At 39.2% G+C, this 14168-nt stretch carries 12 protein-coding genes and 2 tRNA genes; 7 read left to right on the top strand and 7 right to left on the bottom strand.

Features of this window, described 5'->3' with window-relative positions; translation table 11 throughout:
- Positions 1-24 precede the first annotated feature (24 nt).
- Positions 25-101, bottom strand: a tRNA-Arg gene (locus M5121_RS05105).
- Positions 102-112: 11 nt separating this feature from the next.
- A tRNA-Ser gene (locus tag M5121_RS05100) sits at positions 113-202 on the bottom strand.
- Between the two features lie 259 nt (positions 203-461).
- On the opposite strand from M5121_RS05100, the gene rnr reads away from it, so the two are divergent.
- From rnr to M5121_RS05070, 6 genes are all read left to right on the top strand, one after another.
- On the top strand, positions 462-2894 hold the full coding sequence (gene rnr, locus M5121_RS05095; protein ID WP_249570540.1) for a ribonuclease R: 2433 nt from the start codon (positions 462-464) through the stop codon (positions 2892-2894).
- A 57-nt stretch (positions 2895-2951) separates the two neighbouring features.
- The gene (locus tag M5121_RS05090) at positions 2952-3632 is read left to right on the top strand and encodes an HNH endonuclease (RefSeq protein ID WP_208728009.1); all 681 of its coding nucleotides are present in this window, start codon (positions 2952-2954) and stop codon (positions 3630-3632) included.
- Positions 3633-3694: 62 nt separating this feature from the next.
- A complete protein-coding gene (locus M5121_RS05085) occupies positions 3695-5734 on the top strand; it encodes a M3 family metallopeptidase (protein ID WP_249570539.1) in 2040 nt (679 codons plus the stop codon).
- Between the two features lie 38 nt (positions 5735-5772).
- Positions 5773-5979, top strand: coding sequence for a YheV family putative metal-binding protein (locus M5121_RS05080; RefSeq protein WP_087536469.1), 207 nt, complete (start codon positions 5773-5775; stop codon positions 5977-5979).
- Between the two features lie 10 nt (positions 5980-5989).
- A complete protein-coding gene (locus tag M5121_RS05075; protein ID WP_249570538.1) occupies positions 5990-6436 on the top strand; it encodes a hypothetical protein in 447 nt (148 codons plus the stop codon).
- Between the two features lie 92 nt (positions 6437-6528).
- Complete coding sequence (locus tag M5121_RS05070; protein ID WP_249570537.1) at positions 6529-7413, top strand: DMT family transporter; 885 nt, start codon at positions 6529-6531, stop codon at positions 7411-7413.
- A 103-nt stretch (positions 7414-7516) separates the two neighbouring features.
- On the opposite strand, the gene M5121_RS05065 is transcribed toward M5121_RS05070, so the two are convergent.
- The 5 genes from M5121_RS05065 to M5121_RS05045 form a co-directional block, all read right to left on the bottom strand.
- On the bottom strand, positions 7517-9721 hold the full coding sequence (locus M5121_RS05065) for a TRAP transporter large permease subunit (protein ID WP_249570536.1): 2205 nt from the start codon (positions 9719-9721) through the stop codon (positions 7517-7519).
- A 178-nt stretch (positions 9722-9899) separates the two neighbouring features.
- Positions 9900-10481 (bottom strand): rhombosortase, encoded by a 582-nt coding sequence (gene rrtA / locus M5121_RS05060; RefSeq protein ID WP_249570535.1) that lies wholly within the window; start codon positions 10479-10481, stop codon positions 9900-9902.
- A 76-nt stretch (positions 10482-10557) separates the two neighbouring features.
- Positions 10558-11622 carry a hypothetical protein gene (locus tag M5121_RS05055; RefSeq protein ID WP_249570534.1) on the bottom strand — a complete coding sequence of 355 codons (1065 nt, stop codon included), beginning with the start codon at positions 11620-11622 and terminating at the stop codon, positions 10558-10560.
- A 544-nt stretch (positions 11623-12166) separates the two neighbouring features.
- Positions 12167-12562: a hypothetical protein gene (locus M5121_RS05050; protein ID WP_178882685.1), complete on the bottom strand. Its 396-nt coding sequence runs from the start codon at positions 12560-12562 to the stop codon at positions 12167-12169.
- Positions 12549-12806, bottom strand: a complete 258-nt coding sequence (locus M5121_RS05045; protein WP_249570533.1) for an FAD assembly factor SdhE — start codon at positions 12804-12806, stop codon at positions 12549-12551. Before M5121_RS05045 ends, M5121_RS05050 begins: the two co-directional genes overlap by 14 nt.
- Positions 12807-12994: 188 nt before the next feature.
- Here M5121_RS05045 and M5121_RS05040 point away from each other — a divergent pair, with 188 nt between their 5' ends.
- Positions 12995-14167, top strand: coding sequence for an acyl-CoA dehydrogenase family protein (locus tag M5121_RS05040; protein WP_249570532.1), 1173 nt, complete (start codon positions 12995-12997; stop codon positions 14165-14167).
- Position 14168: the final 1 nt, after the last annotated feature.

Genomic DNA, 14168 nt, shown 5'->3' with positions numbered 1-14168 from the left:
CATGTGTTACTTTAAATCTTTACTTGGTGCGCTCAGAGAGATTCGAACTCCCGACCCCTTAGTTCGTAGCCAAGTGCTCTATCCAGCTGAGCTATGAGCGCTTTAAGTAAAGTGGCGGTGAGAGAGGGATTCGAACCCTCGGTACAGTTACCCGTACGCATCCTTAGCAGGGATGTGGTTTCAGCCACTCACCCATCTCACCGTAACACGAGCGCAATAATACAAACTAAAACCACATTACACAAGGGATGATCCTGTTTTTTTCTGTTTTTTTAAATCAATCAAATGTTTTTTAACCAATTCTTATATTTTTTCGGCATTTTTTAGCTCAACGCTTGTTAATATAGTGTTCTCTCCTTTATTCAGATTGGACAATAAACAGAATCTTGCAATCTTTGACGTGCAGTTAAAGTTTGAATGACTTATGCTAAACCGATCTGCCAGATGTGAAATGAAACGATATGACTACAAATTGGGTTGATCCCGAAGCAAAAGCAGAAGCGCAACGTTACGATAATCCTATTCCTAGCCGAACTCTTATTCTAACTACATTAGAACAATTAAAAACTGCACAGTCTCATGCAGAACTGGTTGATCACTTTAATATCCCAGATCAAAAAAGTATTGATGCATTGAATCATCGTTTAAGTGCAATGGTTCGCGACGGTCAGTTAATGAAAGATGGTTTTAAATACCAACCTGCAACCGATTTACCAAGCCATGAAGCAACGGTCTATATCAATAGTAAAGGTCTAGGTACGGCCAATATCGCAGGTCAGGATGATGTACTATTACCTGAACGTGAATTACGTCTAGTCTTTAATGGTGATCGCGTTAAAGTACGCCAAACTTCTGTTGACCGTAAAGGTAAAGCTTGGGGCTTTATTACCGAAGTCGTTCAACGCCGTGTCAAACAAATTATTGGTAAAGTCGCTGAACATGAAGGTGAATACTTTATTCAGCCAAGCAATCCAAATCAGCACCAACCAATTACCTTAGAAAAAGAATTGATTGAACATGCCAATGCCAAAGTTGGCGATATGCTACGAGTTGCGATTGATGATTACCCGACTCGCGAAGAATTAGCGACAGGTCATGTTGTACAGTCGATGGCGGACAAAGCTGACACTGAAATTATTATTCCGCAAACCATTTTAGAATTTGGTTTGCCTTATGAATTTCCAGAAGCCGTCATTAAAGAAGCTGAAAGTTTTAAAGAACCTTCAGAACAAGATCGCAAAGGTCGTGTTGATTTACGCGATTTACCACTCGTCACGATTGATGGTGAAGATGCACGTGACTTTGACGATGCCGTATTCGCAGAGAAACGCTCAGGTGGTGGTTACCGTGTTGTCGTGGCAATTGCAGACGTGAGCCATTATGTCCGTTTAGACTCACCTTTAAATGAAGAAGCTGAAGAACGTGGTACATCGGTTTATTTCCCACACTTTGTTTTGCCAATGCTGCCAGAAGCACTATCAAATGGCTTGTGTTCTCTCAATCCACATGTTGATCGTCTGTGTATGGTCTGCGATTTAAAGTTGTCTCGTGCAGGTAAAGTCACAGGTTATGAGTTCTACCCTGCGGTGATGCATTCCAAAGCACGTTTGACCTATAATCAGGTGGCTGCTTATTTTGACGGCGCAACCAATGCCATTCCACAAGATAAAAGCGTTCATAAATCGTTAAATACCCTATTCCAGCTGTATCAGACACTAAAAGAACTACGTGCTAAACGTCATGCGATGGAATTTGAAACCATTGAAACCTACATGACCTTTGATGAGTTGGGCGGCATTAAAGAAATCTTGCCACGTACTCGTAATGATGCGCATAAACTGATTGAAGAATGCATGTTATTGGCGAACGTTGCCGCAGCTGAATACTCATTAGAACATGATATTCCGATGTTGTATCGTGTACATGAAGCGCCAGAATTCTCACGTATTCAAAAAGTCCGTGATTTCGTCAAATTACTCGGTTTGCCATTCCCAGAGCAACCCACTCAAGCTGATTACCAAGCCGTGATTGAAGCGACCAAAGATCGTTTAGATGCGCCAAGTATTCATGCGGTGTTATTACGCTCAATGATGCAAGCCTATTATGGTGCGAATAATGCAGGACATTATGGTCTTGCCTATGAAGCTTATACGCATTTCACTTCACCAATTCGTCGTTACCCAGATTTATTGTTACACCGTGCCATTAAAGCCTATCTCGATAAGAAAGCTTATCCATTGTCTGGTGCAGCTTTAGATGATGCAGGGGAGCATTTTTCACAAACTGAACGTCGTGCCGATGAAGCATCACGTAGTGTGACAACATGGTTGAAATGCCATTATATGCAACAGCATTTAGGCGATGAGTTTGTGGGTATCATTAGTGCGGTGACTGAGTTCGGTCTATTTGTGACGCTGAAAGACCTCTATGTCGATGGCATGATTCATGTCAGTCAGCTCGGTGAAGACTTCTTCCTGTATGATCAAGCCAGCCAAAGTTTGATTGGTCAGAATCGTGGACAGTCATTCAGCCTTGGCGATGAAGTCAAAATTCAAGTGGCAGGCGTGAATCTGGAAGAACGTAAGATTGACTTCCAATTGGTTCAACAACTGACGCATTTGGGACGTACAATTCGTCAAAAAGCGCCAAGAACCAATACTGCAAATCGTGCTTCAACCACTGAAGAGGTATTTGGCAAACCACAATCGACAACAGCTAAACTTAGTGAAGATGGCGAAAAACCTGTGCGTAAGAAAAAGGATAAGAGCAAATCGAATTCTAATTCTTATACCAAAAAAACAGGTAAAAAATCTTCTGCGAAGTCTGAAAGCAAAGAAAAGCCAAAGAAGAAAGTGAAAAAGAAAAAGGACAATGCGAAAGCAAAGTCTGATTAAGTCATTTAAAGCCGTTCTTAATCTTTTGAGCGGCTTTTTTATTTTCAAAGGTCAAATATGTCTGCATTTAAAAAAGCCGAAGTTTTCATTCTTATTGGTCAAATCATTGATGATACCTTATTAACTCAAGATTCTATCCATCGAGACCAAATTGCAGCTCGACTTATTGAGAAATATCCTGACCTAATACAAAATATTGCAACAGGCTATAAAAATCAAAATTTAACATATGTTTCTGGGAATTTAGTGGATTGGTTTTCCGCTGAATTAACTAAAAAAAGTTCTATTTCTAAAGATTGGCAAAACAAGTATAAACAAGAACGAGAAAAAGTAGGAAAAAGAGAAGTTACTGTTTACAAAAATATGTATTCATTTTCATTAGAAGAAAATATTTCCTCTGTGAACACTACAAAATTGATAGAGGGTAATCTTAAAACGATTGTAGTTAATGCTTTTGAACGCAACCCAATTGCTCGAAAACAATGTTTAGAATATTATGGAACGTCATGTTTATGCTGTGGTTTTGATTTCTATAGAACCTATGGTGAAATTGGTCAAAACTACATTCATGTTCATCACATTATCCCGCTTGCAAAAATTAGAAAAAATTATCAAGTTGATCCAATTAAAGATTTAATTCCGCTTTGTGCAAATTGTCATGCAATGATACATCGTACAACCCCAGCCCTTTCTATCGAAAAACTAAAAGAAATCATAAAACAATCTCATCAACCTTGATTTCTCCCCCTCAAAGCCCTACATCTATAACTATGTTTAAAGATGAATATGGCAAAAATAGAATGACACTCCAACAAGCGACACTTCCCCTTCCTCAATTTGATCAAATTCAACTTGCCGATTTAAAACAACAGATCGAACAAACCATTCAAAACGGTCAAAATTTCTTAAATCAACTCAATGAAGTTCCGCAAGGGACTGAAGCCCAACTGGCAACATTGACCGAAGTTGATCAACTTGAAAATAATATGAGTGAAGCATGGGGCATTTTGTCACATCTCAATGCCGTGATGAACAATCCCGAAACCCGTGAAGTCTATCAAGCACTGTTACCAAGTTTGAGTGAATACTACACTCAGTTGGGACAACACACGGCGTTGTATCAAACCTATCAGCAGATTCATGATAGTAATGTATTTCAAACATTGAGCGAAGCACAACAAAGCGCGATTAAACTGGCGCTACGTGACTTTAAACTGTCGGGTGTTGCACTCCAAGGCGAAGCGAAAAAACGTTACGCAGAAATCTCGGCACGTTTATCACAACTGTCTTCAGACTTCTCGAACCATGTACTCGATGCTACCCAAGCCTACTTTAAACCGCTAACAGAAGCACAACTTAAAGGCTTACCGCAAAGCAGTGTTGAACTGTTAAAACAATACGGACAACAACGTGAGCTTGAGCAAGCCGTTGCCACACTGGATTTCCCTGCTTATTTTGCGATTATGACCTATGCCGATGATCGTGAATTAAGAGAAGAACTCTACAAAGCTTATGTGACCCGTGCATCTGAGCAGTCCGACAAGACTGAATATGACAATACACCTGTGATGGAGGAAATCCTGAGCTTACGTCAGGAGATGGCGCAACTGCTTGGCTTTAATAACTTCGCTGAATATTCCCTTGCCAGCAAAATGGCACCTGATGTTGAAACTGTTCATCAATTCTTAGTGGATTTGGCAGAGCATGCGCGTACGCCTGCACTGGCTGAAATTGCTGAACTCAAAAGCATTGCACAACAAGATGGAATTGAGGAACTCAAACCTTGGGATGCAACCTATTATTCTGAGAAGTTGAAACAGCAGCAATTCAATCTTTCTCAAGAAGCGCTTAAACCATATTTCCCTGCGCCAAAAGTGGTGGACGGTTTATTCCAGATCGTGCAACGTCTTTATGGTATTCAAATCATCGAACGCCAAGCCCCTGTTTGGCAAAATGATGTACGTTATTTTGAAATTGAAGATCAAGGTCAAGTGGTTGGTGGTTTCTATTTTGACTTATATGCCCGTAACGGCAAACGCGGTGGCGCATGGATGAGTGGTTTCCGTTCTCGTGTGCAAACGGCCAATGGTCTACAAAAACCAATTTGTTATATGGTGTGTAACTTTACCCCACCGATTGGCGATCAACCTGCGCTACTCACCCACGATGAAGTCATTACTTTGTTCCATGAATTTGGACATGGCTTACATCACATGCTCACAGAGGTAGATAACATCTCTGTTGCAGGCACACACGGCGTGGCATGGGATGCGGTGGAGTTACCAAGTCAGTTTATGGAATTCTGGGCATGGGATAATGAAAGTTTAGATGTACTCAGTGAACACACCGAAACTAAGCAAACTTTGCCACAAGAATTGCTGTCTGCGTTACTCAATGCGCGTTTCTTCCAATCAGGCATGCAAACATTACGTCAGATTGAATTTGCATTGTTTGACCTAAGCATTCACCGTCAGGCACCTGCCTTAAACAGTCAGCAAATCCAAGCGACACTGGACGATATTCGCGATAAATTTGCCGTGGTTCCTGCGGTACCTTATAACCGTTTTCAACATAGTTTCAGCCATATTTTTGCAGGCGGTTATGCGGCAGGCTATTACTCTTATAAATGGGCAGAAGTTTTAGCCAGTGATGCCTTTGACCGTTTTGAAAGCGAAGGTATTTTTAACACTGAGACAGGCAAAGAGTTTAGAAAGTTTATTCTAGCAGTTGGCGGAAAAGATACTGCACTTGATGCATTTCGCAATTTCAGAAAAAGAGAACCCAAAATAGATGCATTATTACGCCATCAAGGTTGGACGAACACCCATAAAACCGCTTAAACTACGTCATTATTGTTCACAGGGTGGTATTAACTGACATGAAAAGACAGTTCATCGCGGGTGCAAAATGCCCTAAATGTGGTGCCTTAGATCGTGTGGTTAAGATCATCACTGTGGATGACGAGTGGATTGAATGTATCGAATGTGCTTATAGTGAAAAACGCCCGACCCACGTGGAAGAGCAACAAACCGCTGAGCCAGATGAAATTGGGGTGATACAATTCAAACCTCGTCATTTTGACTAGAAGGTTAAAAATGATGTCCACATACCAAACTCAAAATTCCAAATTATTATGGATGATAATTGGTGGAATTAGCGTTGTTGTGGTTTTGTTTCTTGCAATTCAATGGTTTTTATCACAAAAAGATCAGCAATCGACAAGCACAGCTACACAACCAATTGCAGAAAAAACAATTATATCCAAAGCAGAAACAACTGTTAGTCCAAATATAAATACGGCGAGCAGTGAAGTTGCTGCACCAATACAATTAGTCGAAGAGTCAATTGTCAAATCACCACTTCCGAGCAATGACAGTTTAGCCAAAGAAGAGATTGCAAAGCTAGATGATATTCAACAGCAACTGCAAGACCAACAGCGTGACTTGAAACAACAAAATAATGAGGTTGATACTTTACTTAAGCTCAAAGAAGATCAAATTAAACTTTTGGAGGCTCAAATCTCCGCACAACATAAATCTTAAAACAACAAAAGCTTTAATCCAGTTTAAAAGCACATTTCTTTCATCCGTTGAGAAGCATAGAATAACTTTAGTCTCAAAGCCTCGCGTCTAATATGAATTCACTTCAAACTAATCGTAACCTTTTACTTGCGATTGGTTGCCTAACAACCTCGGCCCTTCTCTTTTCGATCATGGGTATCTGTATTCGTTATGCATCACATACGGTTGATAACTATACAATTGTATTTTTCCGCAACGTGGTCGGACTCATCCTGTTTCTGCCTTTTATTTTTAAACAAGGTATTGGCTTTGTAAAAACAGAAAAACTATGGATGCATAGTTGGCGTAGTATTGTTGGACTTGCAGCTATGTATGGTTTCTTTTACGCAATTGCGCATTTAAAGCTATCAAATGCAATGGTATTTACCTACTCTTCCCCAATTTTTATTCCAGTTATTGCATGGTTATTTCTAAAAGAAAAAATCACCATTGCTATGCTTTGTGCTGCGGGACTCGGCTTTATTGGGGTGTTCTGTGTGGCTAAACCCGATCAAGGTCTACTGAACTGGATTTCGGTGATTGGTATCGCCTCAAGCTTACTTGCATCAATGGCTTTTGTAACCGTTCGAGCACTCACTCAAACCGAACCACCTGAACGCATCGTATTTTATTTCTGCTTGATAGGATCAGCACTTTCTGTGATTCCAATGTTTTGGATGTGGCGAACCTATCATGTAAAAGAATTATTATTTTTGATTGGCGCAGGGATCCTTGCTAATGTCAGCCAAATTTTTATGTCTCATGCTTATCGACTTGCGCCAGCAGGACAAATTGCACCTGTGAATTATATGGCCATTATTTTTGCAGGTGTATGGGGATTCTTACTTTGGAATGAAGTTCCTGATGTGTACAGTATGATTGGTTTTAGCTTTATCTTATTGGCGATTTTATTATGCAGTCCATTGACTCAACGTCAAAAGAAAATGATTCAACGCTAAAATATTTGATCTTTAAAAATAACTTATCAACATTGATAATGTCTAAAGCATTTTAAATCTGAGAAATAAAAAAGCACCCGAAGGTGCTTTTTTATTTCAACACTTAGTGTTTATACCAACCAAACATCTGGAAGATATAAGGTGCATAAGTCACCAACACCAACGATGAGAACAATACGATAATCGGTAATAACCAACGCTCATAACGATAATAGAAACTTGTGTATTTCTCTTTCGCTTCCTTATCAGCGGCTGATACTTCTTCATCCCCGACAGAGAGTCGCGTCAACAAATGGTTTAATGCAACAGGTGGTGTTACATAACCAAATTCGAATGCAACCAATACGATCATCCAGAAGTGAATCGGATGAATACCGTTCTCATAAGCAACTGGCGCTACTGTCGCAGCAACTAAGATTACCGCACCAAATGGATCTGTAGTCATACCAATAATTGCAAGTAAGATTGCAATAAAGGCAAGAGAAATATAGATATTATCCAAGTGAGTTGGTAATAACTCAACCACTTCAGCACGCTCGATTAAACCACCAACGCTCGCAGATAATGCCATCAGTAGAATCAAGGCACCGATATGACCCACTGTTTCTGAAGTTGCAAAACGTAATGCTCCACCAAAACCCAAACTCTTACCACCATGAGGATCATGGCTTTTTAAGAAGTCTGATTTCTGTTCATGTTCAAGAACTAATGCCTCATGCTTTGCATCAATAACTGGAGCTGGTGCAAGTTTTGCTGCAAACAATTTGTCAAACAAAATCATTGCAATCAACACCAATGGTAAAATCATTGGCGCTGTAAATTCATTGATTGATGTATCTAACGCAAGTTTATAGAACATCACAACTGCAAAACCAATGATTACATAAGGAATCACAGGTACACATGCACGTAACATTCCAGGTACAGCAACTTTTGGTGAAGCAACACGGAACTTTTCTTCAGCAAGAATCAATGAAACGCCAAGGAAAATAAATGCAGTTAACCAGAAAACATAGATACCATGATCAAATAATTCTGTAGACGTTACATGGCGGCTATCTAGCATTGAAATCAAAATTACAAGTAAGCATGGACGAATCACCACACCTAAAGAACCCGACATTGCCGATACAGCTAATGCATATTGACGGCGCGCACCAGAGTTCCAAACCTCTTTATAAATGATTGCACCTGCGGCAATAACGAAAATACCAGAAGCGCCTGTATATGCTGTTGGAATTGCCGCTGCAATTAAGATTAACCAAGTTAAAGTTTCAGGTGCTAGATTCCACGGACGCAGGATATTTAAGAATAAATCCATCACACGCGTTTGGGTCAGTAACATACCTGCCCAAATAAACAATGCAAGGTTTAAGAAAATACCAGAGAACTCAACAATAATTCCCAAGTAGATCCCTTGCCCCATTGGATAATCCATGAAGAAAGTAAAGATTATCCCCGTGATCAGTGACATCTGTGCATACAATGGTACGCTCAGCACCGCCAAACCAAAATTACCTTTAGGTTGCGCTGTTTTAGGAATTAAAAATAATTGCACTAAGCTGATTACGGTTAAAGAGACAAAGAGTGCTATCCATAACCATGAAATCGCCAATGTCTTCGTAGTCAATTCTACGCCAGAATTCAGCAACGAGTTATATTGACTAATTGTCGATAAACTCAGTAAGGCATTACCTGCAACCATAAATGCTGAATAGACACGATAGTCCATCTTCGTCTTAGGTGCACGTAAACCGATGTGGTGATAACGTAAAGAAGCTGTGATAGAGGTGAACAACACCATGATCAGTAAAAGTACAGTCTGATTTTCAGAACCTAACTTAAAAATACCAAAGAAAGTGGTTTCAACTTGACGATAAGTACGAATACTTGGATGAGCTTCCAAGTGCTTCATTGCTTTATCATAGAACTGATATTTTTCTTCACACTGTTGTTGTGCAGCTAATAAAGAAGCGCGTACATCTGATTCAGATGCTGTACCAAACATACTTGCAAACTCATCAGCAGCATTTGCTTTCATCTGCTCTTGAACTTGCGCTTCAATATTAGGATGTCGATCACAAGATGGTTTTTCAGGTTCAGCTCGTAAAAACGAATACTGCATTCCTATTTTTTCATCACCATACAAACGCTCCCCCATACGGAGCATTTGACCGTGAATCATCTCGCCAGTACCAATAAGCAAAGTCATTAGCAACAAAGCAAGAATGATGAATGTTGATATCCAATCATTCCAGATATAACCCAGTCGGGCTAATCCAGACTTTTTCTCTTGATTATTTTGCATGTATATTCCAGTTTATTGTTATCAACACCCATCCAAAGATGTTGAATCATGCGATGTCCATGGTTGATAGATAAGTGAATTTACCCTCTTCGTAACCAATCCCTTTTAACCGCCTAAATTTGCAGCAATCTTTCCCAAAAAAGAATGACTACAATCATTTTTTTATTGGTTTTTTTTATCAACTTATATGTTCTCTCTCTATCCTTCTTAACAATGAATAACCTAACCCACAGAACAAACCACCAATCGCACCAATCAAATGAGCTTCTGTCAAAACAGGACTACCAATTAACTGTGCAGTACCCGTCTGGCCAAAAGTATTTTCCCATATTAATTTTGCTGAGATCAGCAACAAGACCAATAAGGCAAATTTTCTTTCTTTGGGATATTTCAGATACACGAGACCAACAGCAACATATAATCCATGCAACACGCCAGAAAGACCAGCATATGCATCGATATAAGGTAAGTAGAAATAAAAGATAAGACTAATAAACGGAGGAAGGATTAAAAGCAGAACACATAAGTGCAAATTACGCGCATGAGGAAAAATAAAAGGTAAACATGCAAATGCCAGCATATTTAAGAAAAAATGCATCCATCCAACATGAACCCAATGTGCAGTCCATAAACGCCAAAACTCAGCGAATAAACTAGGTTTCCAATAAATGAAGTGATCTGCAAATACTTGCAAGCACGCTGATATAGAAACACATACAGCGATTAAAATAACTTTCGGTATCCATACGTGATCTTTCATCCATTACCACCCCATGAAAAAACTGACCTTTTACCAGTTTAAATGTTTCACTTGTAAAAGGTCGTTTAATTCAAGTTTATTCTGCTGGTGCTGATGCGCCATCTCCACCATCAAATAAAGCATCCAATTCAGATGAACTTTCTTTCTTATCGTCCCAGAAAGAAGTCAAACCTTCATCACCAGAACGTACACCTGTATTTTCAGTCCAATAACGATCAGCTATACCACGGACCATCAAACCAGCCATCTTATCGATCAATCTAAATTGAGGATTTACTGGTTTGTCTTCACCTGTTGCAGCAGCATAAGAACGGAAAGCATCACGCAGTTTGGCATCATCGCCACTTGCTTGTGCAGCAACTGCATATAATGCATGTGATAAACGAACACCTTTTTTCTCACCAATTTGCATTGATTCTTTCATGGTTGCATAAGGTTCAGGTTTACCGTCACCCGCACCTGGTAATAAAGTCCAAATCACTGCTCGCGTCGCCATCGGCGCGCCCCAGAATTTTTCATTATCCAAACAGGTCATGCCACGCTCAACAATACCCGCAATATCTTTCGGGACATTAATCGCGCCACCAGAGTTAATATCATTGGTCATCGCTTGCAGACCACTTACCATCCCTAAAAGGTAAACTGTCTGATCTAAATCATTGCGCATTGTTGGGCATGAATCACCCAATTTATATTTATATTTTGATTCCCAACGATTTGCAAAAAGTTGATAACCTGCATATTGACGTTCAGCAGCAATCCCCGCCCAACGTTTTTGTTCAATACGAGCATCTTGAGCTTCAGAAACTTGACCTGCTTTCGAAGCACGCAAATAGCGGAGTTCCGCTTCTAAGGCTTTATTTTCAGCACAAATACCTGCTGAGGTATACAATAACACCGCCATACGTGTTGGATCAGCACCCATATCCTTGGTTGACATCACCGCTGGAGTTAAGGCATTACCTGAATTACACACCATTTCGGCGTCATCCATCGCCAAAATTGGTGGAACAATATGATTCTCACTAAAACTTAATGCGACATTAGCCCCTGTTTTAATGATTTGTGAACACCCTGATAATATTGATGTTGTGAGTAACGCAACCGCCACACCCTGTCCCATTTTTTGGAATTTAGACATTCTTCCTGTCCTCTAATTAATTTGTTTTTCCTTTTAGACGTACCTTATCAGATGCAATACTTGAATTAAAGAGTAATTGCTCTAATTTAACATGCCCATTCTGACACAATTCACAGATAAGCGAATTGACAGAGAGTTGAAAATACAAAAATTTTAGGCAAAAAAAAGTAGCATTGCGACGGTTCAGCACATGCTACTTATTAACTGGTAAAAACTTGAAACTCTTTATCTTTTAGTTTTGTTGAAAGTAATCCTTGAGTAATGTTCACGCTCTTCCTATAACAATTGCAAAAACAATTGCAATCACCAGAAACGACCATGTTGGAATTTCCATTACTTTGGACTTCCACCACACTTTACGTTGGTGTTTGTACTTTAACGAAAATGAATACAAGTTGATGGTCAGATTGTCTGACAATTTATATTTTCACGAAATTCTAGAATATTTAATCTAACAATTTAAATGAACGCAAAGTAAAACCAACATAAAAGATTGAAAATAAACATATAATTAATTATATACAGTTGTAGAATTGTCCAACAATTAAAGCATTTTTATTAATAATTTTAAGTTTTTCCACTGCGAAATTGACAATTGATCCCACCAAATCGTTAAAGGTTGGTACTGAGTATCAGAAAAATAAATCGTAATATAAGCTTGGTGATCAATAATTTTGGTGATTGTTCGACCTTGGATTGCGATAGAAGTATCCACAAACTCAAATGACCAATGCTGATGATCCAAATACTCAAAACGCTTTATTAAAGGACGCCGTAACAATAGAACCCAAAATAAAACCATCACAACAAGGCTAAGCAGCCAAAATGAAAGAGCTAGCAATTGGTAGGCTAAAATTAGAACAGTAACAAAAACTAAAAGTTGCAATACAAGCGAAAATCGACTGTATTGCAACTCAAAAACACGATTAGCCATGAACATAATGTTTTAATTTTAAAATAAACGCTTTTAACTCTTCACGTGGTGGCTCACCCACCTCCATGAACCAATCCAACAAATCAGGATCTTCTTGATCCACCAACTCTGCAAATAGCGCCTTTTCATCAGCATCGGCGGTTAAATAATAGTTTTTAACATAAGGATCGAAATACACATCAATTTCTTTTAAACCACGACGTGCGCGATAAACGACCTTACGTTCTTCCAAACTTATTTCATCAGACATTATTTGTTCCACTATGCAACAATTTTATAGTCATAGTGTACTCGATCCCCCATTAACTTCGCAGCATTTTTTCTCAAGTGACCAAATACATCAATCAAATTGAGCATTGATCACATTGTTCACTATTTTCAATTTCTTGTATCGTGATGATGATCGTTTATATCCAATGACTAGGGAAAAAATAACAAATGCAATCATGTGCAATTCGTCCAATTCCAAATATGCTCCCACGTAAGCTATTTACTTCTGATCATGAAGCATTTCGTGAAACTGTACGTAAATTTTATGAAAAAGAAGTCGTGCCAAATATTGAAAAATATGAGAAACAACAACATGTTAACCGTGACTTATGGAACAAAGCAGGTGAACTAGGTTTACTCTGTACCACAATGCCAGAACAATATGGTGGCTCTGGGGTTGATCGTTTGTACAGTATGATTCTCATTGAAGAACAAGCTTATGCAATGGACTCAAGTACAGGTTTCTCATTACACTCAGATATCGTTGCCAACTATATCAACAACTTTGGCAATGAAGAGCAAAAACAAAAATGGCTGCCTAAAATGGCAACAGGTGAAACAGTTACAGCGATTGCCATGACTGAACCGGGTACAGGTTCAGATCTTCAAGCAGTTCGTACTACAGCTGTGCTTGATGGCGATGAGTATGTCATTAATGGTTCAAAAATCTTCATTACCAATGGCTACCTTTGTGACATGGCAATTGTCGTCTGTAAAACAGGCAACAATGAAAAAGGCTCAGCAAATTTATCATTAATCATCGTTGAAGCTGATCGTGCAGGTTTTAGTAAAGGTAAACCTTTGAATAAAATCGGGATGAAAGGGCAAGATACTTGCGAATTGTTCTTTGACAACGTACGAGTACCTAAGGAAAACCTACTTGGTATGGAAGGTATGGGTTTCATCATGTTGATGAAAGAACTGGCTTGGGAACGTATGTTGGTTGCGATTATTTGCCAAGCAGGTGCAGAAGCAGCATTTGCGCATACTGTTCAATACACCAAAGATCGTAAAGCATTTGGCAAAGCCATTAGTACCTTCCAAAATACACGGTTTAAATTAGCTGAATTACGTACTGAAATTGATTTCTGCCGTACTTATTTAGATCGCTGTATGGAATTACAACTCGAAGAAAGCCTAGGTGTAGATGCCGCAGCAGCAGCTAAATACAAAATTTCAGATATGTTCTCAAAAGTTGTAGATGATTGCTTACAGTTACATGGTGGCTATGGTTATATGTTGGAGTATCCAATTGCACGTGCCTACATCGATAACCGTGCTAACCGTATTTATGCGGGAACAAATGAAATTATGAAAGAACTCATTTCTCGTACACTTTAAA

Origin of the sequence: Acinetobacter sp. ANC5681 (genome assembly GCF_023488045.1) — a bacterium.
Taxonomy (GTDB): Bacteria; Pseudomonadota; Gammaproteobacteria; order Pseudomonadales; family Moraxellaceae; genus Acinetobacter.
The sequence above is the reverse complement of the archived record's forward strand: the minus strand, read 5'-3'. Positions and strand labels throughout refer to the sequence as shown.